Below are 21,734 nucleotides of genomic sequence, written 5' to 3' on the forward strand. Positions count from 1 at the left end.
GGGTTCGTGTCGCAGCGGTGCTTGTCGGGTCGGTCGGGACCGGGCCGGATCGTACGGTCGGTCTGCGCGCTGGCGCTGGTGGGGGCGGTCACGCTGACGCTGCCAGCCACCCCCGTACACGCCGCTCCGGAACCGGAGCCGGCGGCGGCCGGGGAGACGGCCACGGCCGGGGAAGCTCTCACGGCCGGAGAGGCGGCGGACCCCGGGGATACCGCTGCCTCCGACACCACCGGTCCCGACTCCACCGACTCCGGCGACGGCTCCCCCCGCAGCCTCCTGACCCGCCTCCAGGACCTCTACCGCCGCGCCGAGCAGGCCACCGAGGCGTACAACGCCACCGAGGAGGCCCTGAAGGCACAGCGCGAGAAGTCCCGGGACCTCAACCTGCGGCTGGCCCGCGCCCGTACCCGGCTCGCCGACGGGCAGGCCGACGCGGGGCGGCTGGCCCGCCGGCAGTACCAGGGCAGCGGCGCCGCCGGACTGTCCACGTACCTGCGCATGCTGCTGTCCGCCGATCCGCAGGAGGTACTGGAGGAGGGCCACCTGCTCAAGGAGGCGGCCGGCAGCCAGGCCGCCGCCGTCGCGCGTCTGACCGGCGCCGAGAAGCGGGCGAACGGGCTGGCCCGGCAGGCACGGGCGGCGCTGGACAGACAGCAGGTGCTCACCGAACGGCGCAAGCGGCAGCGGGACGCGGTGACGGGGCGGCTCAAGGAGGTCGAGGAACTGCTCGCCACGCTCTCCGACGACCAGCTCGCCGAACTCGGCACGCTGGAGCAGCGGGGTACGGACGACGCGCAGGGCCGGCTGCTGGCGTCCGGCGAGCTGGGCGGGACGCGGGCGCCGTCGGCGAGCGGCGACCGGGCCGTGCGGTACGGCCTGCGGCAGGTCGGCAAGCCGTACGTGTGGGGCGCGCAGGGGCCCGACTCCTTCGACTGCTCCGGCCTCACCTCGCAGGCGTGGTCGCACGCCGGGCGGGCCATCCCGCGCACCAGCCAGGAGCAGTGGCGGCGGCTCCCCCACGTACCGCTGCGCGCGCTGCGCCCCGGCGACCTGGTGATCTACTTCCCCGGCGCCACGCATGTCGCGATGTATCTGGGCGACGGCATGGTGGTGCAGGCCCCGCGCCCCGGGACCGAGATCAAGGTCTCCCCCATCGCGTCGAACCCGCTGCTCGGCGCGGTCCGCCCGGACCGGGACGCGGCGGCCCTGCGCGCCTACGTGCCGCCGCGGTGGCACTGACACCACCCCCAGGACTCACGCCTGCTTCATCGACGCCCCCTGGCCGCACGGCGCAGCATCGTTCCCGTACGGCACACCGCCGTACGCGCCTACAGGGGAGGAACGTATGCGGGTGTTCGGAGGGCGGCGGTGGCGGAGGGCCTCCGTGGCGGGGCTGGTGACCGTGGCGACGGCGGCGCTGCTGCCGGCCGCAACCGGGTCCGCCGCGGCCGCGGGTGACGGGCACGTCCCCGCGCGCTACGCGAAGCAGCGCCTCAGCTGGCACGCCTGCGACGGCAAGCCGTCGCTGGAGTGCGCGACGATGACCGTGCCGCGCGACTGGCACCATCCTGCCGACGGCCCGGACCTCGCCGTTTCCGTCTCCCGGCACCGGGCGGCCGACCCGGCGGCCCGGCGGGGCGTCCTGATGATGGCGGCGGGCGGGCCGGGCGGGCAGGGCCTGCTCAGGCCGGCAAGGTTCGCCGAGAAGTCGCCCGCGGTGGCCGCCGCGTACGACATCGTGAGCTTCAATCAGCGTGGCCTGCCGCTCAGCTCGCCCCTCACCTGCCAGACCAAGGCGGAGTTCGACGCGTTCTTCGGCGACGACGCGCGGGACCGCTCGCCCGCGGCGGTACGGGGTGTCGTGCGGCGCTCGCGGCAGCTGGCGCGCGCCTGCCAGGAGCGGAGCGGCGGGCTGGCGCCGTACATCACCACCGACCAGACGGTGCGCGACATGGACCTGTTCCGCGCGCTGCTCGGTGCCCGCAGAATCGCGTATTACGGCCCCTCGTACGCGACCATGATCGGCGCCTACTACGCGACGGAGTTCCCGCACCGCGTCGACCGGCTCGTCCTGGACAGCCCGGTCGGCTTCGCCGGCACCTGGCAGTCCTTCGAGGAGGGCCAGCCGCTCAGCTTCCAGCGCCGCTTCGAGCAGGACTTCCTGCCCTGGCTCGCCGCGCACGACGCCACGTACCACTACGGGCGCACCGCGGCCGGGGCGAAGGAGCGGTGGGAGGCGCGGCGGCGGGCCCTGCGCGAGCATCCGGTCGATCTGGGCGACGGCCGGCGGCTGACCCCGAATGTGCTGGACAACGCCACCGTCCAGGCGTTGTACAACGCGGAGGGCTTCGCCCCGCTGGCCTCCGCGCTCTCCGTACTGGAGCGCTGGGACACCGCGACCCCGGCCGAGCGCGCCGCCGTCGGCCGAGCCTTCCCCGTCTACCTCAGCCCGGAGTTCCTCGCCGAGTTCGCCGCGGTGACGTGCAACGACACGCCGTGGAGCCGGGACATGGACGGCTGGGTGCGCCGTACCGCCGCGTACACCGCGAAGTACCCGCTGGCCGGGGCGCGGGCCCTGGCCTTCGCGGCGGCCTGCGCCGCCTGGCCCGCGTCCCACGCCCCGCGCGTCCACGTCACCGGCAAGGGCCTGCCGACGACGCTCATGCTCGCCTCCCGGCACGACCCGGCCACCCATTACGAGGGCGCCCTCGGGGCCCACCGGGCCCTGCGCGGCTCCCGTCTGGTCACCGTCGGCGGCGGCGACCACGGTCAGTACCAGAACGGCAATCCGTGCGTGGATTCCCTGGTGGACCGGTACTTGCTGGCGGGCGCGGCCCCCGCGCGGGACACCACGTGCCCGGCGCCGGGAACCTCCGGCTGAAGCCCGGCCGCTAGCCGAGCGAAGCGAGATACGCCTCGGCCTTCTCCGCCTCGAAGAAGAAGTTGTCGAAGTCGGCCGGGTCGTTGAACCCGTTCGCGAACCGGTCGGCGACCGGCTGGAGTTCTCCGGCCGCGCCGATCAGGTTCAGCACGTGCTCCGGCGGCGGCGCCAGCATCGCGTTGGTCCACCTCGTGACGTGCTGGGCGGTCTCCCAGTAGCGGTCGAAGGCGGTCTGCATCCACTCCGCGTCGAAGGGGCGGTCGCCGTGCCCGATGATCGAGGCGAGGTACGAGGCGGCGCACTTGGACGCGGAGTTGGAGCCCTGGCCGGTGATCGGGTCGTTGGCGACCACGACGTCCGCGACGCCGAGGACCAGCCCGCCGGAGGGGAGTTGGCCGATGGGCTTGCGCACGGTCGGCGCGTAGCGCCCGGCGAGGGTGCCGTTGGCGTCGGTCAGCTCGACCTTGGTGGCGCGCGCGTACTCCCAGGGGGTGAAGCGTTCCATCAGCTCCAGGGTCGTCGCCAGGTGCTCGTTGGGGTCCCGGACACCCGCGAAGACGTCCAGCGGGCCGCCGGGGATGCCCTCCCAGAAGAGGATGTCGGCGCGGCCCGAGTTGGTCAGCGTCGGCATGATGAACAGCTCGCCGACGCCCGGTACGAGGTTGCAGCGCACCGCGTCGAAGTCCGGGTGCTCCGGGCGGGGGCCCAGACCGTGCACGTACGCGACGGCCAGCGCGCGCTGCGGGGCGTCGTACGGCGAACGGGACGCGTCGCGCGCGAACATCGACACCAGCTCGCCCTTGCCGGCCGAGACCAGCGTCAGGTCGTAGCGGCTCGCGAAGAAGTCGAGGTCGGAGACGGCGGCGCCGTGGATGACGAGCTGCCCGCCGCGCTGCGCGAAGGTCTCCATCCAGCCGGCCATCTTCAGGCGCTGGTCGACGGACTGGGCGTAGCCGTCCAGCTTGCCGACCCAGTCGACGGCCCGCTGTGTGCCGCCGGGCTCCGCGTGGCTGCCGGGGGCGGCGACCGAGACGCCCAGGCCCTCGATGCGCGGGGCCTGGCTCTCCCAGAAGTTCAGCGCCAGGTCGCGCTCGTGCTGGAGCGCGGTGTGGAACATGCACTGCGTGGACATGACCCGGCCGGCGCGGATCTCGTCGGCGGTGCGGTTGGACATGAGGGTGACCTCATAGCCCTGGGACTGGAGCCCGAGGGCGAGCTGGAGCCCGGACTGACCGGCTCCGACGATGAGTATCTTCCGCATGGTTGTGCTCTCTTCCCAGGTACGGGGGGGCGGCTCGGGCTATTCGGGAGTGGTTTCGAGGGCGTGCGCGACCAGCGCGAGCAGCGACTCGACGACCGTGATCCGCTTGCGCGCGTCCATGATCACGACGGGCACGTGCGGCGGCACGGTCAGGGCCTCGCGTACGTCCTCGACGGCGTACTCGGCCGTCCCCTCGAAATGGTTGACCGCGACCACGTACGGCAGGGCGCAGCTCTCGAAGTAGTCGAGCGCGGGGAAGCAGTCGTCCAGGCGTCGGGTGTCGGCCATGACGATGGCGCCGATCGCGCCGCGCACCAGGTCGTCCCACATGAACCAGAAACGTTGCTGCCCCGGCGTACCGAACAGGTAGAGCACCAGGTCGGAGTCGAGGGTGATCCGCCCGAAGTCCATCGCGACCGTGGTCGTGGTCTTCTGCGGGGTGGCGGACAGGTCGTCCGTGCCCTCGCTGGCCTGCGTCATCACCGCCTCGGTCTGCAGCGGGGTGATCTCGGAGACCGAGCCGACGAAGGTCGTCTTGCCCACACCGAAGCCGCCGGCCACCACTATCTTGGTGGCGATGGGTGCGCGGGAACGATCCGTCTGCCAGCTCTGGAGCCCCGCCTCCTCGTCGGGCACCGGTTCCCCGACGGCGGACACCTGCGGCGCTCCGGTCACCCCGGCCTCGGCGGCCGTCATCGTGTCAGAGCCTGCGAAGTCCACCCAACACCCTTTCCAGCAGCGCGCGGTCGGGCCGGCCGGTGCCGTGCCCGGTGCCGTAGACGCGGATCTTTCCTTGGTCGGCGAGGTCGCTGAGCAGCACCCGGACCACGCCCAGCGGCATCTTGAGCAGCGCGGAGATCTCCGCGACCGAACGCATGCGGCGGCACAGCTCGACGATCGCGCGCATCTCCGGCATCACCCGGTCGCCCCAGTTGCCGGAGGTCAGCTCGCGCCGCTCCTCGGGGCCGTCCAGCGCGGCCACGAACGTCTCGACCAGCAGGACGTGGCCGAAGCGGGTGCGTCCGCCGGTGAGCGAGTAGGGACGCACCCGGGACGGTTTGCGGTCCCCGCCGCGCACGGGGAGCTCGGGGCTCGTGCTCACTGGGCGCTCTCCATCGACTTGCGCAGCTCGCTGCGGAGTTCGGGGGTCAGGACATGGCCGGCCCGGCCGACGAACAGCGCCATGTGGTAGGCGATGACGCTCATGTCGCAGTCCGGGGCGGCGTGCACCCCGAGCAGCGAACCGTCGCTGATCGCCATGACGAAGAGGCTGCCCTCCTCCATGGCGACCATGGTCTGCTTGACCGCCCCGCCGTCCATCAGCTGGGCGGCCCCCGTGGTGAGGCTGCCCAGTCCGGAGACGATGGTGGCGAGGTCCGCGCTGGACCCGCGCGGGCCCGACGGCGCGCCCGGCTGCCCGGCCTGGAAGGCCGCGGCGGCCAGTCCCGGGTCGGAGGAGAGCAGCATCAGCCCGTCGGAGGAGACCACCACCACCGAGCGGATGCCGGGTACCTCATCGACCAGATTCGTCAGCAGCCAGTGCAGATTCCGTGCCTGACTGCTCAGCCCGTAAGCAGTGGGCGCTTGCGCCTTCAATCGCGTGCCTCCTCGACAACGTGGCTCTCTCCCGGGGCCCCCGCTCCGTCGGTGTCCGTCTGTGGGATGGTCTGCTCCGCTGTACGTTCCGCGATCTCGGCCTCGACGTCGCGCCGGCCGTCCCGCGCCCCCTGCTGGAAGCCGCCGAGCCGGGCCCGCAGGGCTTCGGCGTTGGCCGCCGCGTTGCCCGTACGGGGTGCGGCGGGGGGCTTCCGCGCGACGATCCGGGGCGTGCGCTTGGGCAGGCCCTGGTCGGTCAGTCGCGGCGTACCGGCGCCGTGGCCGGTGGTCGTGTCCGCGGCGGGCGCCGCCGGGCCGGGAACCGCTGCCCCGGGCGCCCGGTGCGCCGCTTCCGCGGGCCGGGTGTGCTCGGCCGTCTCCTTGGCGTACGGGCCGGGCGACTGCGGGCCGTACGGGCTCGCCCCGGCCGTGGGCTCCCCGCCGGCTTCCGCGTCCACCGCCGCGACCGGCTCCGCCGCCCGCTCCGCGGCCGCTGCCGGAGCCTCTTCGGTGCCATCCGCGGCCCCGTCCGCCGCCCCGCCCTGTTCCAGCCGCGGCAACCGCGTCTGGAGCGTGTTGGAGTTGGCCTCGGCGACCGAGCCGGGCAGGTTCTGGGTGCCGCCCTCGCCGGGCAGGGCGGGCGATACCGCGCCCGGTGCCGGGCGGGTCGGCAGGATGGCCGCGGGCAGTACGACGACCGCCGTGACTCCGCCCTGCTGCTGGTCACGCAGCTGTACGCGAATGCCGTGGCGCGCGGCGAGCCGTACGACGACGTACAGGCCGAGGCCCAGCGTCTCGTCCGCCGTCTCCGGGCTGTCGTCACTTCCGGGCGCGGACGCGAGGCGGTCGTTCAGCTCCGCCAGCCGCTCCGCGGTCATCCCTATGCCCTCGTCCTGCACCGAGAGCATGACCTCGCCGCTCTCCAGCAGCCAGCCGGACAGCTCGACACGGGAGTCCGGCGGCGAGAAGGCGGTGGCGTTCTCCAGCAGTTCCGCGACGAGGTGGCTGAGGTCGTCGGCGGCGAAACCGGCGACCTGGGAGTGCGGCGGCAACGACTGGACGCGGACCCGCTCGTACCGTTCGATCTCGCTGATCGAGGCGCGCAGCACGTCCAGCAGCGGGACCGGCGCCGACTGGCCGGTGCCGTGCTCGGCGCCCGCCAGCACGAGGAGGTTCTCGCTGTTGCGCCGCATCCGGGCGGCGAAGTGGTCCAGCTTGAAGAGGGTCTCCAGCCGGGCGGGGTCCTGCTCCTTCTGCTCCAGCGACTCGATGACGGTCAGCTGGCGCTCCACCAGGCCCAGGGTGCGCAGCGCGAGGTTGACGAACCGGCCGTGCACACCGGTGCGCAGCGCCTCCATCCGCCCGGTGAGGTCCGTGATCTCCTGGCGCAGCGCCGCGCGCTCCTCCTGGAGCGTGTCGCGCTCGGCGACCAGGCGCTTGCGGCCGCCGATCAGCCGGGCGCGTTCGGCCTCCAGTTCGGCGGCCCGGCGGGAGACCTCGCCGACCCGGGCGTGCAGGGCGTTGACGGACCGTACGGCGTCGGCGAACTCGTCGTTGCGCCCCTTGAACGCGACCGGGGGCTCGCCCGCCGGGTCGGCCGCCACCCGCCTGGCGCCCAGCCGCAGCGCGGCGAGCGGCCGGGTCACCGAGCGCCATGCGGAGACGCTGGCGCCGACCGCGATCAGCAGGCAGGCGCCGACCAGGGCGATACGGATCTCCAGCGCCGTCACGTCGTCGTCGCGCAGCGCGCCCAGCCGGTCGATGTCGGCGGTGGCCATCGACGCCTCGACGCTGCGCATCAGGCCGATCCGGGCGGTGAGCGCGGTCTTCACACGCGCGCTGCTCAGCTTCTGGTCGTCGGCGTCCAGCCGCGGCTGGTCGGTGAGCTTGGCGAGGTAGCCCTCGGCGGTGTTCACGTCGCCGCCGTTGACGGCGCGGTCGTAGGCGTCCCGGGCCTTGGGGCTCGCCGACTGCTTGAAGGCGGCCAGCGCGGCCTGCTCGCGTACGTAAGCCTGCTGCGCGGCGGCGGTCAGCTTGGCCTGCGGGCCGCCGGCGGCCAGGGCCGGGACGAGCAGGGCGCGGGCCGCGGCGGCCTGGTCGGTGGCGCGGCCGAGCTGCGGCAGGGCCCGGAGGTCCGGGGCGACCTCGCTCGCGCGGGCGGGCAGGTCGCGGGCGATGGCGTCGGACAGCGCGCCGAGCGCCTGGATGGCGGCCGTGTAGGCGTCGAAGGTCTCGGTCACCTGGCCGGGCCCCGAGAGCGCCTTCTGGCGGGTCTGCGGCAGCGCGGCGAGGAGCTTGTCGGCCGCGCGGTACGCGGCGTCGGCGCCCGCCGCGCCGTTGGCCACCGCGCGCAGTTCGCTGATCTGCCGGTCCACGCGGGCCCGCTGGGCTTCCGAGACCCCGGCGCCGCCGTTCTTGGCGGAGCGCCCGCCCGCGACGAACTCGGTCATCGCGTCCCGCTCGTCGGCGAGGGAGTGCGCGAGCGTGACGGCGCGGGCGTTCAGGCCGGCGAGGTCGACCAGCCGCTGGGAGGCGTGGGTGTCGTCCACGGCGGAGACGACGGCGGGGGCGCCGGCGCCCAGGACGGCGAGCCCGGCGACGGCCACGGCGCCGACGAGACGGTTGCGCACCCGGGCCGGGCGCCCGGTGGGCGACGGGACGGGGGCGGCGGCGTTCTGCGGAGCGGTCTTTCTGCGGTTCTCGGGCGTGCCAGGGGTCGCCGCGGTGCCGGGTGCCGTCCCCGTCCCCGCGGGCGCGCCCGGGGCGACGCCCGGAGCCGTACCCGAAACCGGACCGGCCGGCGATCCCGGCCCGCCCGCGCCGTCCCGAAGCCGCTTCTTCCGCACCGCTGCTCGCATTCCTGTCTCGCCTGCCCACACCGTGTGGTCCCGCGGACCCGGCTCGCTCCCCGCTCGCGGGGCGGACCTGTGCGAAGACCGCAGCAATGCACACGTCCGCGAGGGAAGCAGCCCGGCTCTGCGCGTCGCGACGAGCGTCACGGCCCCTCCCATGATCCGGGCCACGACCATTCCACCGGCATCGCGCAGTGGCCCGGCAACGCATGCCTGGCCACTCGAATGAGTGAACATCAATCGGAAGTTGACCATCAACTTCCGATCCTGACCGCCGCGGCGTGCAACCCCTCGCAACCCCCGGGCGGGTTTGGCGAACCGCGCGGGGTCCTGGAAGGATGCGCGCCCGCATTCCGGGGGACCGCGATTTCCGGCCCCGTTACGCCCCTGACCTGGTACTACACCCGCCGTTCCCGGCGAAGACCGCACATCGCGGGAAACCGGACGCGCTCCGGCAGACTGGCCGGCATGCGTATCGAACTGGCCACCGAGCCGGGAGACCCCCAACACCCGAACGAGGACTACGCGTCCGTCGCGCTGCCCGCCTCCGGCCAGGGCGGAGTGCTGATCCTGCTGGACGGCGTGACCCCACCGCCGTACGAGGTCGGCTGCACCCACCCGGTGCCGTGGTACACCGCACGACTGGGGGGCGCAATGCTCGAACTGTCCGGTTCATTCCGGGACATGACGCTCCCTGAGGCACTTTCGGCCGCCATCTCCAGGACGGCCGAAGTTCACCGGTCGACCTGTGACCTTTCTCACGCCCGCACTCCGCAGGCAACCGCGGTGGCCGCGCGCTGGTCGCCGGATACCGTCGAGTACCTGGTCCTGTCCGATTCCGTCCTGCTCGTCGAGCACCACGACGGCACGGTCCGGCCGGTCCTGGACACCCGCCTGGACGAACTCCCGCCCGCCGTCAAAGCCCTGCGCGAGACCGTACGGGGGCTGCCGCGCGGCTCCGCCGAACGCGCCGCCGCGGCCCGCGAGTACACGGCCGCGGTCGAGGCGCTGCGCAACGCCGAGGGCGGCTTCTTCACCGCCGCGGCCGACCCGGCGGTGGCCGCCCGCGCGGTCACCGGCTCCCTGCCCCGCGCCGAAGTACGGTCCCTGACCGCGCTCAGTGACGGGGCATCACGGTGGGTCGAGGTCTTCCGCGAGGGCTCCTGGGCGGACTGCGCGGCGGTGGTGCACAAGGAGGGGCCGCAGGGCCTGGTCGATCGCGTACGGGCGCTGGAGGCCGCCGACCCGGACGGTACGGCCTTCCCGCGCGGCAAGTCGCGGGACGACGCGACGGTGGTGCTGGTGGAGCCGTAAGGCCCGGGAACTCCCGACGGCGGCGCGGCGCGGACAAGGGCACGAGGCCCCGAAAACCCGGCACACGGCTGGAAACCGCCCTATCCAGCAGGCACCGCCCGGCCTACCGTTGACTCCGTGACCAGATTCGAAATCTGGTCACGGAGTCAGGGGGGCAAGACGCGTGGAACCGGAAGAGCGCACGGAACGGGGCGAACGCATCCTGGACGCCGCGTGCGAGCTGCTGCTCGCCTGGGGATACCGCCGCGTGACCACCGACGAGATCGCCCGCCGGGCGAACGTCGGCAAAGGCACCGTCTATCTGCACTGGAAAACCAAGGACGCGCTGCTGCTCGCAGTGGTCCTGCGGGCCAAGTCGTGCGACCACGCCCGGCAGTTGGCCCGGCTACGCGCCGACCACCGCAACATCCTGCCCAGCAGGCTGCTGCGCTGGGCGCTCCTCGACTTCATGGAAGACCCGGTACTGCGCGCGGTGTATCTGGACGACTCCGACATCCTCGGCCGGCTGAACGAGGTCGCCAAGAAGGAAATGGCGGAGCTGGTGGCGGAGAGCATCCAGACACTGCGCACCCAGCTCACCACCCTGCGCGAGCACGGCCTCGTGAAGGAGGACCTGAGCGTCGACCAGCAGATGTACGCCTGCATGTCGATCGCCGCCGGATTCTTCCAGGCGGAGGCGCTCTACCCCGAATACTCGCCCGACCGGGCGGAGGACCGGGCCGACGTGCTGTGCCACACCGTACGCGCCACGTTGGAGACCCACACCGATCCCGACCCACGGCTCATCGCCGCGGCCGCTCCCACGATCATCGCGCTCTACCAGCGCCTGGAGGAGCTGAGCCGGCAGGAAGTGCGGCGGCAACTGCGCCCGTGATCCCCGATCACACCCCTGATCAGGAGGGAGAACGCACGATGACCACATCGCCCACCGAGTCCACCACGGCCACCCCGCCCGACTCCACCACCGCCTCCGCCCCCGGCACCCCGCCGGACGCCCTGCCGTCCTACGTCGGCCTGCACCCGGGCGAGCCGAACGTGATGGAGCCGGAGCTGCTCAACGACCCGTACGCCGGTTACGGGAAGCTGCGCGAACAGGGCGCCCTGGTGCGCGGCCGGTTTCTCGACGACTCGCCCGTCTGGCTCGTGACCCGCTTCGACGTGGTACGCGAGGTCATGCGCGACCCGCGGTTCATCAACAACCCGTCCCGCCTGCCCGGCCGCACGGAGAAGGACCCGCGCGCCCAGCTGATCGAGCTGTTCGGCATCCCCGACCACATGGCCCGGTACCTGGTGGACACCATCCTCACCAGCGACCCGCCGGACCACACCCGGCTGCGGCGCCTGGTCTCGCGGGCCTTCACCGCCCGCCGCATCCAGGACCTGCGGCCGCGGGTGGAGGCGATCACCGACGAGCTGCTGGACCGGTTGCCGGCCCACGCGCAGGACGGCGTCGTCGACCTCGTCGAGCACTTCGCGTACCCGCTGCCCATCACCGTGATCTGCGAACTGGTCGGCATCGACGAGGAGGACCGGCCGCTGTGGCGGCAGTTCGGCGCCGACCTCACCTCCCTGGAGCCGAAGCGGATCGGCGCCACGGTACCGGCCATGGTCGAGCACATCCACAAGGTGATCGGCGAGCGCCAATCGGCCCTGCGGGACGACCTGCTCAGCGCGCTCATCCGGGCCCGGGACGACGACGGCGGCCGGCTGAGCGAGACCGAGATGGTCACCATGGTCCTCACGCTGGTACTGGCCGGCCACGAGACCACCGCCCACCTCATCAGCAACGGCACCCTCGCCCTGCTCACCCACCCCGACCAGCGGCGCCTGCTCACCGAGGACCCGGGCCTGCTCCCCCGCGCGGTCCACGAGCTGATGCGCTGGTGCGGGCCGATCCAGGCCACCCAGCTGCGGTACGCCTCCGAGGACGTCGAGGTGGCCGGCACCCAGGTCCACAAGGGCGACGCCCTGATGTTCAGCCTCGTGGCGGCCAACCACGACCCGCGCCACTACACCGAGCCGGAAAAACTCGACCTGACACGCCAGCCGGCGGGCCGCGCCGAGGACCACGTCGGCTTCGGACACGGCATGCACTACTGCCTGGGCGCCTCACTCGCCCGGCAGGAAGGCGAAGTCGCCTTCGGCAAGCTGCTCGCACGCTATCCGGAGGTGGCACTCGCCCTGCCCCATGAGCAGCTGGAGGAGCAAGAGCGCATACGCCAGCCCGGGTCCTGGCGACTGCGGCGGCTGCCGTTGCGGCTGCGTCCGGAGGACTGACCCGTAAGGAGCGCCACGGAGTACCACGGCGCGCCACGGAACGCCGGCCGTCCGCGGAGGAGGCGGCCGTCGAGGGGACCGGCGAGGCGACCGGAATTGTGACCGGCATGGTCACAGGTCGGGAGCCGGTCGGGAGCCGGTCGGGAGCCGGTGCACAGGGCCTACAGGGGTCCGCGCACCGGCTCTCAGCCGTTTCCGGCGCTTCCGCCGTCTCCGCCGCGGTCCCCCCTCCCGGCCCGATCGCTCTTCCCCGCCGCGGGGGCCGCCCCGCACCCCTCCTCCGCGTCCTGCTCGCCGTTCAAGCGGTGCAGGAGGCGGGCCAGTTCCGCCACTTCCCGGCGGTCCCAGGAGGCGAGCTGCCGGGCGTACTGGGCGCGGCGGCTGTTGCGTACACAGCTGAACCGGTCGTGCCCCTCGTCGGTGAGGCGGACGAGCACGGCCCGCCCGTCGGCCGGGTCGGGCTCGCGGGCGATCAGCCCCAGGTCCTCCAGGGCGCGCAGCTGCCGGCTCATCGTCGCCTTGCCCACACCGAAGTACCCGGCGAGATCGGTGGCCCGCTGCTGCCCGGCGTCCGCGAGGCGTACGAGCAGGCCGTACGCCGCCGACTCCAGCTCCGGGTGGACCGCCCGCGCCAGCTCACCGGAGGTGGCGCGGGCGCGGCGCAGAAAGACCGCCAACTCCCGCTCCAGGGACAGGAACACCTGGTCCACACCACTGGGTTCGTCCGTCCCGGCCATGCCGTCGGGTCTGGTGTTGTGCACGTCAGCGCCCTCTCCCGCTTTCGGACCGTGAAACTTGTCTGCCGCGGCGGCCGAAGCCGCAGCTTGTCCAGTATTTCGCAGGATTAGATCAACGGAAGCCCGGCTCCCCTCTTTTGCCGTAAGCGTCTACGCGCGTACGGTCGTCGTACTGCCTGACATGGCCACACCAATGCCCTAGCTGACCTTTTGTCATGCTCGGGCCAAAGGAGTTCCCCCTCCCCCCGCCCCACCGAGATCTCGGAGGCACCCATGCCTGTGCACAGATCCGGCCGCCCCACCCGCCGCCGTCCGCACTCCCCGGCCGGCCTGGCCGTCCTGTTCCTCGCCGTCGCCGCCCTCCTCCTCGGCCTGCCCGGTACCGCCGGCGCCACCGCGTACGGAAAGGCCCCCGAGCCCACCCACCCGGGCCAGGACTGGGCCGGCTCCCAGGTCGCCGAGCACGAGGGCGACGCACCGGGCGAGGCGCCACCCCCCACGCTCGCCTCCGTCGAAGGCGTCGACGTCAGCAGCCACAACGGCAACGTCCCGTGGCAGACCCTGTGGAACGCCGGGGTCCGCTTCGCCTACGTCAAGGCCACCGAATCCACCAGCTACATCAACCCGTACTTCGCGCAGCAGTACAACGGCTCCTACAACGTCGGCATGATCCGCGGCGCGTACCACTTCGCCACCCCCGACACCTCCAGCGGCGCGGCCCAGGCCGACTACTTCGTGGACCACGGCGGCGGCTGGTCCAAGGACGGCCGCACCCTGCCCGGCGCGCTCGACATGGAGTACAACCCGTACGGCTCGACCTGCTACGGCAAGAGCGCGTCCGGCCTCATCAGCTGGATGCATGACTTCTTCGCCACGTACAAGTCACGCACCGGCCGGGACGCCGTCATCTACACCTCCACCAGCTGGTGGAAACAGTGCACCGGCAACTACGCGGGATTCGGCTCGGTCAACCCGCTGTGGATACCGCGTTACGGCACCTCGGCCGGCGAACTCCCCGCGGGCTGGGACTTCCACACCATCTGGCAGTACACGTCCTCCGGCACCACGGTCGGCGACCGGAACCGGTTCAACGGGACGTATGAGCGGTTGCAGGCGTTGGCCAACGGGTGAGACGCGGCCGGGCCCCGGGGCGGGGTGCGCCGGGGCCCGGGGCGGCGTGCGTCGTCACTCGCGGCCGAAATCCGCCGTTTCCAGCGTCAGGCCGACGACCGTGTCGGTCAGATCAACCGGGTCGCCGAACTTGATGGCTGGGCCGACGCGGTAGGTGCCGTCCTCGGGGGCCGTATAGAGGTGGCACTGCCCGAGGTACGGGTCGACAATGAGGTAGACGGGCACTCCTGCCAGCGCGTAGGTGTCCTTCTTGGGGCCATAATCGTTGTGTGCCGTCCTCCTGGAGATGACTTCGGCAACGAATTCGATGTCCTGGTACCGCCGACGCTCCTCGTCGTCCGTCTCCGCGCCCTCCCGCAGCGCGATCACGTCGGAAGCGAAGCCGTTGAGTTCGCCGGGGAAGTCGAAGCGCACGTCCGACATGATGCGCTCCTTCGGGTACCTGGCATTCAGCTGCATCACAAGGTCCAAGATGATGTGCCAGTGATTGGCCCGTTGCGGCGACATGAAGATGTTCCCCTCGACGATCTCTGCCTTGTAGCCCTCGGGGACGGGCATCCGCTCCAGCCAGTCGAACATCATGTCCAGGCTGAGCTCGTCGCTGTCGGCCATCTCGATCTCGATCCTGTTGTCGGTCAGCTCGATGGTCATCATGCGCTCCTCCCCACCGCCGCGAAGTGCGGGCAGTCGCGCAGTACAACGATACGCACGGTGACCGGGACACGCGCGGCCCGGAACCCCCGTGTTCAGGGGGCTCCGGGCCGCTACGGGCCGGCCGCGTCCGTCACGCCGCGGCCGGGACCTCCGGGGTGACCGGGGAGGAAGCCGGGGTGAGAGCCAGGTCGAGGACCTGGCGGACGTCGGAGACGGGGTGGACGTCCAGCTTCTCCAGGATCTCGGCGGGGACGTCGTCCAGGTCCGGCTCGTTGCGCTTGGGGATGACCACGGTCGTGATCCCCGCCCGGTGCGCCGCGAGCAGCTTCTGCTTGACGCCGCCGATCGGCAGCACCCGCCCGGTCAGCGAGACCTCACCGGTCATCGCCACGTCCGGCCGCACCTGCCGGCCGGAGAGCAGCGAGGCCAGTGCCGTCGTCATCGTCACGCCCGCGCTCGGGCCGTCCTTCGGCACCGCGCCCGCCGGTACGTGCAGGTGCACACCGCGCTCCTTCAAGTCGCCGACCGGCAGCTCCAGTTCCGCGCCGTGCGAGCGCAGGAACGACAGCGCGATGTGCGCGGACTCCTTCATCACGTCGCCGAGCTGGCCGGTGAGCTGGAGACCGGACGCGCCGGTCTCCGGGTCGGCGAGCGAGGCTTCGACGTACAGCACGTCGCCGCCCGCGCCGGTGACCGCGAGGCCGGTGACCACGCCGGGCACCGACGTGCGCCGCTCGGCCGGGTCCTGCGCCGACTCCGGGGTGTGGTGCGGCCGCCCGATCAGCGGACGCAGTTCGTCCACGCCCACCGTGAACGGCAGGTCCCGCTCCCCCAGCTCGCTCTGGGCCGCGACCTTGCGCAGCAGCCGTCCGACGGCCCGCTCCAGGTTCCGTACGCCCGCCTCGCGGGTGTACTCGCCGGCCAGCTTGGCCAGCGCCTCGTCCGTGAACGTGACCTCGCCGGCCTCCAGACCGGCCCGCTCCAGCTGGCGCGGCACCAGGTGGTCGCGGGCGATGACGGTCTTCTCGTCCTGCGTGTAGCCGTCCAGCCGGACCAGCTCCATGCGGTCGAGCAGCGGCTCCGGTATGGCCTCCAGGACGTTGGCCGTCGCCAGGAAGACCACATCGCTCAGGTCGAGCTCGACCTCCAGGTAATGGTCCCGGAAGGTGTGGTTCTGCGCCGGGTCGAGGACTTCGAGGAGCGCCGCGCCCGGGTCGCCGCGGAAGTCCGAGCCGACCTTGTCGATCTCGTCCAGGAGGACGACCGGGTTCATCGAGCCGGCCTCCTTGATGGCGCGCACGATGCGGCCGGGCAGCGCGCCGACGTACGTACGCCGGTGGCCGCGGATCTCCGCCTCGTCCCGTATGCCGCCGAGCGCGACGCGGACGAACTTGCGGCCCATCGCGCGGGCCACCGATTCGCCCAGCGAGGTCTTGCCGACGCCGGGCGGGCCGACCAGCGCCAGCACGGTGCCGGCGCGGCGCCCGCCGATGAGGCCGAGGCCGCGGTCCGCGCGCCGCTTGCGTACGGCCAGGTACTCGGTGATGCGCTCCTTGACGTCCTCCAGACCGGCGTGGTCCGCGTCCAGGATCTCCTTCGCGCCGGGGATGTCGTACGCGTCCTGCGTACGCTCGTTCCACGGCAGCTCCAGCACCGTGTCCAGCCAGGTCCTGATCCAGCTGCCCTCGGGGCTCTGGTCGCTGGACCGCTCCAGCTTGTCGACCTCCTTGAGAGCCGCCTTGCGCACGTCCTCGGGCAGCTCGGCCGCCTCGACGCGGGCGCGGTAGTCCTCGCCCTCGTCCTCCGGGTCGCCGTTCAGCTCGGCCAGCTCCTTGCGGACGGCTTCCATCTGGCGGCGCAGCAGGAACTCGCGCTGCTGCTTGTCGACGCCCTCCTGGACGTCCTTGGCGATCGACTCCGCCACGTCCTGCTCGGCGAGGTGCTCGCGCAGCGCCTCGGTGGCCTGCTTGAGGCGGGCCACCGGGTCCGTGGTCTCCAGCAGCCGGACCTTCTGCTCCGTGCTCAGGAACGGCGAGTAACCGGAGTTGTCCGCGAGCTGCGAGACGTCCTCGATCTGCTGGATGCGGTCCACGACCTGCCAGGCACCGCGCTTCTTGAGCCAGTCGGTGGCCAGAGCCTTGTACTCCTTGACCAGCTCGGTCACGGCACCGGGCAGCGGATCGGGCACCGTCTCGTCGACGGTCGTGCCCTCCACCCACAAGGCGGCGCCGGGCCCGGTCGTCCCCGCCCCGATGCGCACCCGCCCGAGGCCGCGGATCAGCGCCCCCGGATCACCGTCGGACAGCCGCCCGACCTGCTCGACGCGCCCGAGCACACCGATCGCCGCGTACGCGCCGTCGATCCGCGGCACAAGCAGCACCCGCGGTTTGTTACCCGAAGCGGCAGCGGCCTGCGCGGCCTCGACCGCGGCCCGCACCTCCGCCTCGGAAAGGTCCAGGGGCACCACCATGCCGGGCAGAACGACCTCGTCGTCAAGAGGCAGCACGGGCAAGGTGAGCGATGTGGACGTCGAAGCCATGATCTCCCCTTCGGCAAGCAAGTTGAGCAATATCCACTCAATGCGTGTGGGCCGGGGGATGTTCCCTGGGTGGGGGGTGTTCGCTGTGGGCGATCAGCGGGGGCTGTTCTGTGGTTGCCGGTCGCCTGGTCGTTTGCGGTTGCCCCGGTGGGGGTGCGGTTCTGCCCGGTGGGGGTGCGGGTTTGCGCTTGGGGTTCGGTGGGTGGGGGCTCGGGGCCCCGCAGGGGTCACTCCTCGGCGCCTGGAGCGGCCGTCATGTATGGACGCAACCGGGGCTTCGGTCGCCTGCGGGGAGACCCCTACGTGTCCCCGAGCCCGCGCCGTACGCGGCTCTCCCGCCGCCGTGGCTGGGGTCTTTACAGACCCCGGCGGCCGGACCCCTGCGGCCCCCTCCGCATGACGCGGAGTCGCCCCCGGCCTGCGCCTATGCAAGGCGAGCGTCACCTCGTGGGGGGCGCGCACCCGGTTTCTTTTCCCCTCCCCCTACCGGCCCGCACACGCCGAACCGACGGGAGGGGGTGTGCAGGGGGACACTCCCCGCAGGCGACCGTTACATGGTTGCGTCCAGACATGACGGCCGCTCCAGGCGCCGAGGAGATGGCCCCCTGGGCACCCCCGCCCCACAACAAAGCCAATGCGTATCCGCGCGAAGCGCGGACCAGACCCCACAAACCCGCGGCTCCGCCGCGATCAGCGGCACCGCAACAGCGGCCAGATGAGGGTTCCGAGGACCAGGGCCAAGACATGGCCGGAGTCGCTCACGGGGTCCGTGGAAACGAGGAGGTTGGTGACGGCGAACCAGGTCACACCCCCCAGGAGCGGCCACCGAGCCCAGACCGGCAGCAGCCCCGCCAGCGCACCGGTGCAGGTCATCACGCCGAAGCTGATGCCGTAGTCGAGGCGTTGCAGCGAGTCGGCGGGAAGGTACCCGAGGGCGACCGCGGCGCCCACCGGCAGCTCGGTGGCCAGAGTGGCCACCGCATGGCCGCCGAAGAAGACCGCGGCCGTTCTCAGGGCGCCGACGCGGCGTTCCAGCGCCGTCAGGACGAAGAGGAAGGCGAGGGCGTACGCGGAGGTCATGCCGCCCGCGATCCACAGGGCGCTGGCGACCAGCACGAGCAGGGGCGAGCGTGCCAGGTGCTCCACGTCCGTACTGGAGCCCTGGAGCAGGGCGAGGACCAGGTCGGGGTCGGCGTACTCGGCGAAGACGGACGTCGCGACGAGGAGGAGGGTGTAGCCGAAGGTGAAGGGCGCGCCCAGGGGCGTGGGCAGCAGCCGCCAGAAGCGCGGCACCCGCGCGAGAGCGGATGCCGCGGAGGGCGCAGACGAGGGGACGGGTACGGCCGTGGACGCGGCCACGGGTACGGCGTGGGCCGCCCCCGACGCCCCCGCCGCCCCCGGCTGTCTCGGCACCCCGGAAAGCGCCATCCTCTCGCCCACAGGCCCTATAGGCCGCCCCTCAGGGGCACCCTCCTCGGCCACATCCACCACACCACCCCGATCCACTGCCCCCAGTCCCCTTCCATCCCGCACCGGCGGGCTCACCAAGATCTACGTACGCCAACAGCGTGCACGCTCAACCCATGAGTGAGCTGTGTCCGTGACACGCGTCACCCGAACCGGTCGCCGTAAGGCGAGCCCGCGGCCCGGCAGCACGCCCCGGACCCACAAACCAGTTGGACCCACGCACCCCCGATTCGCCAGGATGGCGCTCATGTCCGACCCCGCGCACGCCGTGCCCCACCCCGTGCTCGTACCCGGTTCGCCCGTCGCCGACAGCCCGCCGCAGGTGCTGGATCGCCGCGAGGGCCCGTACGGGGAGGCCGTCCTGCGGCGGCGGGGCGAGCACTTCGAGATCATCGCCAATGGGTGTTTCCTGATGGACACCTCGGACGGACGGTCCGAACGGCTGCTGGTGGACGCGGCGCTCGCGGAGCTGGACGGGCGGCCGTCGCCCAGCGTGCTGATCGGCGGGCTGGGCGTGGGATTTTCCCTGGTGCGCGCGACGGAGGAGCAAGCGTGGGGGCGGATCACCGTCGTCGAGCGGGAGCCGGCGGTGATCGACTGGCACCGCGGCGGTCCGCTGTCGGCCGTCTCGGGGGCGGCGCTCGCCGATCCGCGTACCGAGATCGTCGAGGCCGACCTGGTCGCGTACGTACGCGGCGGGGCCGGTGAGCGCACCTTCGACGCGCTGTGCCTGGACATCGACAACGGGCCGGACTGGACCGTCACCGAGGACAACGGCGGTCTCTACTCCCCGGCCGGGCTCGCGGCCTGCCGGGAGCGGCTGACGCCCGGCGGGGTGCTCGCCGTGTGGTCGGCGCAGCCGTCGTCCGCCTTCGAACTGGCGCTGCGAAATGCCGGGTTCACCGGCGTACGTACCGAAGAGATCCCCGTTGTCCGAGGCGTCCCGGACGTGGTGCACCTCGCGCGCAAGGGCGCGTAGCCGACGGTCACACCCTGCCCTTACGCTGCTGCCCAGCAGTACGCGACCAGGCAGCACGGGGACATGCAGGGGCGGGCGATGGATCAGACGCAGACCACCCAGGGCGGCACCGCCGCGGCCACGCCCGGCGCCCAGCGCCGGGTTCTCGTCGTGGAGGACGATCCGACGATCGTGGACGCCATCGCGGCCCGGCTGCGTGCCGAGGGTTTCCAGGTGCAGACGGCCACCGACGGGCCCGCGGCGGTGGACACCGCCGAGGCGTGGCAGCCGGATCTGCTGGTGCTGGACGTGATGCTGCCGGGCTTCGACGGGCTGGAGGTGTGCCGCCGGGTGCAGGCCCGGCGGCCGGTGCCGGTGATGATGCTCACCGCGCGGGACGACGAGACGGACATGCTGGTCGGGCTGGGCGTCGGCGCCGACGATTACATGACCAAGCCGTTCTCCATGCGGGAGCTGGCGGCGCGGGTGCACGTGCTGCTGCGGCGGGTGGAACGCGCGGCGCTGGCCGCGCATACGCCGCGCAGCGGCATCCTGCGCCTCGGCGAGCTGGAGATCGACCACGCGCAGCGCCGGGTGCGGGTGCGCGGCACGGACGTACATCTGACGCCGACCGAGTTCGACCTGCTGGTCTGCCTGGCCAACACGCCGCGCGCGGTGCTCTCCCGTGAGCAGCTGCTGGCCGAGGTGTGGGACTGGGCGGACGCCTCCGGTACGCGCACGGTCGACAGCCACATCAAGGCGCTCCGCCGCAAGATCGGCGCCGAGCGCATCCGTACGGTCCACGGTGTCGGGTACGCCCTGGAGACCCCGCCCGTATGACGGCCCCCACCCGCCGCCGGACCGCCGACCGGAAGGAGCGACGCGAACGGGCCCGGGAGCGGGCGTGGGACGGTCCTGCCGTGCTGCGCGAGCGGGTGTGGAGGCCGTTCTGGCAGCGGGTGTGGGAGGGGCTGCGGCCGCTGGACCCGTACCGCTCGGTCAAGGCGGCGCTCGGCGCGCTGGTCATCGTCTCGGTGATCATCACCACGCTGCTGGTGTTCGTCGCCATCCACTCCGACACCGAGCTGCGGGTCATCACGGTCTTCTCGATCATCGCCTCGCTGCTGGTCACCCAGTTCGTCGCGCAGGGCCTGACGGCGCCGCTGGACGACATGACGGACGTGACCCGGGCGATGGCGGACGGTGACTACACCCGCCGGGTGCGCGGCGGGCGGCGGGACGAGTTCGGCGATCTGGCGGACGCCTTCAACCGGATGGCCGCCGATCTGGAGGCGGTGGACACCCACCGCAAGGAGCTGGTCGCCAATGTCTCGCACGAGCTGCGCACGCCGATAGCGGCCCTGCGCGCCGTCCTGGAGAACGTGGTGGACGGTGTCTGCGAGCCCGATCCGGAGACGATGCGTACGGCCCTGAAGCAGACCGAGCGGCTGGGCCGGCTGGTCGAGCACCTGCTGGACCTGTCGCGGCTGGACAACGGCGTGGTGCCGCTGCACGCCCGCCGCTTCGAGGTGTGGCCGTATCTGTCGGGGGTGCTCAAGGAGGCCAACATGAGCCGGGGCGCCTCGACGCTGTCGGGGCTGGCCGGCTCCGGCACCCACACCCGTACGGACGTACATCTGCACTTGGACGTCTCGCCACCGGAGCTGACCGCGCACGCGGACGCCGAGCGGCTGCACCAGGTGGTGGCCAACCTGATCGACAACGCCATCAAGCACAGCCCGCGGCACGGCCGGGTGACGGTGCGGGCGCGGGCGGGCGAGGCGCCGGAGAGCCTGGAGCTGGAGGTGCAGGACGAGGGCCCGGGTATCCCGGAGGCCGAGCGCCACCACGTCTTCGAGCGCTTCAACCGGGGCGATCCGGCGGCGTCGGGTCCGGGCAGCGACGCCGGTACGGGCCTGGGCCTGGCCATCGCGCGCTGGGCGGTGGATCTGCACGGCGGGCGGATCGGGGTGGCCGAATCCCCGCGCGGCTGCCGCATCCGTGTCACCCTTCCGGGTACCGGTGTCATACGAAGCTGACTCCGTGTGACGTAGGGTCGATGGTGGA

General features: G+C 72.4%; 18 protein-coding genes. 9 read left to right on the forward strand and 9 right to left on the reverse strand.

All coding sequences use genetic code 11. The features are described from left to right. The first annotated feature begins 6 nt into the window (after positions 1-6). Both CP984_RS12710 and CP984_RS12715 read left to right on the forward strand, forming a co-directional pair. Positions 7-1,239 carry a C40 family peptidase gene (locus CP984_RS12710; RefSeq protein ID WP_003984004.1) on the forward strand — a complete coding sequence of 411 codons (1,233 nt, stop codon included), beginning with the start codon at positions 7-9 and terminating at the stop codon, positions 1,237-1,239. Between the two features lie 106 nt (positions 1,240-1,345). Next, positions 1,346-2,881, forward strand: coding sequence for an alpha/beta hydrolase (locus CP984_RS12715; protein WP_031010069.1), 1,536 nt, complete (start codon positions 1,346-1,348; stop codon positions 2,879-2,881). 10 nt (positions 2,882-2,891) lie between these two features. Here CP984_RS12715 and CP984_RS12720 read toward each other — a convergent pair whose 3' ends face one another. Genes CP984_RS12720 through CP984_RS12740 form a run of 5 tightly spaced genes read right to left on the reverse strand, consistent with a single transcriptional unit; the run spans position 2,892 to position 8,368 of the window. Beyond that, complete coding sequence (locus tag CP984_RS12720) at positions 2,892-4,142, reverse strand: styrene monooxygenase/indole monooxygenase family protein (RefSeq protein ID WP_003984006.1); 1,251 nt, start codon at positions 4,140-4,142, stop codon at positions 2,892-2,894. 39 nt (positions 4,143-4,181) lie between these two features. Next, positions 4,182-4,838: a GTP-binding protein gene (locus CP984_RS12725; RefSeq protein ID WP_003984007.1), complete on the reverse strand. Its 657-nt coding sequence runs from the start codon at positions 4,836-4,838 to the stop codon at positions 4,182-4,184. A 4-nt stretch (positions 4,839-4,842) separates the two neighbouring features. Next, positions 4,843-5,244, reverse strand: a complete 402-nt coding sequence (locus CP984_RS12730; RefSeq protein ID WP_003984008.1) for a DUF742 domain-containing protein — start codon at positions 5,242-5,244, stop codon at positions 4,843-4,845. Then, on the reverse strand, positions 5,241-5,738 hold the full coding sequence (locus CP984_RS12735; RefSeq protein WP_003984009.1) for a roadblock/LC7 domain-containing protein: 498 nt from the start codon (positions 5,736-5,738) through the stop codon (positions 5,241-5,243). Before CP984_RS12735 ends, CP984_RS12730 begins: the two co-directional genes overlap by 4 nt. Then, a complete protein-coding gene (locus tag CP984_RS12740) occupies positions 5,735-8,368 on the reverse strand; it encodes a sensor histidine kinase (RefSeq protein WP_032921538.1) in 2,634 nt (877 codons plus the stop codon). Before CP984_RS12740 ends, CP984_RS12735 begins: the two co-directional genes overlap by 4 nt. Positions 8,369-9,058: 690 nt before the next feature. Here CP984_RS12740 and CP984_RS12745 point away from each other — a divergent pair. From CP984_RS12745 to CP984_RS12760, 3 genes are all read left to right on the forward strand, one after another. Further along, positions 9,059-9,904, forward strand: coding sequence for a protein phosphatase 2C domain-containing protein (locus CP984_RS12745; RefSeq protein WP_003984011.1), 846 nt, complete (start codon positions 9,059-9,061; stop codon positions 9,902-9,904). 163 nt (positions 9,905-10,067) lie between these two features. Then, positions 10,068-10,778, forward strand: coding sequence for a TetR/AcrR family transcriptional regulator (locus CP984_RS12750; protein WP_003984012.1), 711 nt, complete (start codon positions 10,068-10,070; stop codon positions 10,776-10,778). A 38-nt stretch (positions 10,779-10,816) separates the two neighbouring features. Then, positions 10,817-12,181, forward strand: coding sequence for a cytochrome P450 family protein (locus CP984_RS12760; protein ID WP_003984013.1), 1,365 nt, complete (start codon positions 10,817-10,819; stop codon positions 12,179-12,181). A 185-nt stretch (positions 12,182-12,366) separates the two neighbouring features. Here CP984_RS12760 and CP984_RS12765 read toward each other — a convergent pair whose 3' ends face one another. Beyond that, positions 12,367-12,918, reverse strand: a complete 552-nt coding sequence (locus tag CP984_RS12765) for a MarR family winged helix-turn-helix transcriptional regulator (protein WP_043978738.1) — start codon at positions 12,916-12,918, stop codon at positions 12,367-12,369. Positions 12,919-13,191: 273 nt separating this feature from the next. On the opposite strand from CP984_RS12765, the gene CP984_RS12770 reads away from it, so the two are divergent. Beyond that, a complete protein-coding gene (locus CP984_RS12770) occupies positions 13,192-14,049 on the forward strand; it encodes a lysozyme (protein WP_003984015.1) in 858 nt (285 codons plus the stop codon). A 54-nt stretch (positions 14,050-14,103) separates the two neighbouring features. Here the strand turns inward: CP984_RS12770 and CP984_RS12775 are convergent, their stop codons facing one another. From CP984_RS12775 to CP984_RS12785, 3 genes are all read right to left on the reverse strand, one after another. After that, a complete protein-coding gene (locus CP984_RS12775) occupies positions 14,104-14,703 on the reverse strand; it encodes a Uma2 family endonuclease (RefSeq protein ID WP_003984016.1) in 600 nt (199 codons plus the stop codon). A 130-nt stretch (positions 14,704-14,833) separates the two neighbouring features. Then, on the reverse strand, positions 14,834-17,242 hold the full coding sequence (gene lon / locus CP984_RS12780; RefSeq protein ID WP_003984017.1) for an endopeptidase La: 2,409 nt from the start codon (positions 17,240-17,242) through the stop codon (positions 14,834-14,836). A 690-nt stretch (positions 17,243-17,932) separates the two neighbouring features. Then, a complete protein-coding gene (locus CP984_RS12785; protein ID WP_176564541.1) occupies positions 17,933-18,601 on the reverse strand; it encodes a rhomboid-like protein in 669 nt (222 codons plus the stop codon). Between the two features lie 355 nt (positions 18,602-18,956). Between CP984_RS12785 and CP984_RS12790 the strand changes: the two genes are divergently transcribed. From CP984_RS12790 to CP984_RS12800, 3 genes are all read left to right on the forward strand, one after another. Beyond that, the gene (locus tag CP984_RS12790) at positions 18,957-19,688 is read left to right on the forward strand and encodes a spermidine synthase family protein (RefSeq protein WP_003987268.1); all 732 of its coding nucleotides are present in this window, start codon (positions 18,957-18,959) and stop codon (positions 19,686-19,688) included. Positions 19,689-19,766: 78 nt separating this feature from the next. Next, complete coding sequence (locus CP984_RS12795; RefSeq protein WP_003987269.1) at positions 19,767-20,507, forward strand: response regulator transcription factor; 741 nt, start codon at positions 19,767-19,769, stop codon at positions 20,505-20,507. Next, positions 20,504-21,706, forward strand: coding sequence for a sensor histidine kinase (locus CP984_RS12800; protein WP_226048650.1), 1,203 nt, complete (start codon positions 20,504-20,506; stop codon positions 21,704-21,706). The genes CP984_RS12795 and CP984_RS12800 overlap by 4 nt, the downstream gene beginning before the upstream one ends. Positions 21,707-21,734 lie beyond the last annotated feature (28 nt).

The sequence above is a fragment of the Streptomyces rimosus genome (genome assembly GCF_008704655.1).
Lineage (GTDB): Bacteria > Actinomycetota > Actinomycetes > Streptomycetales > Streptomycetaceae > Streptomyces > Streptomyces rimosus.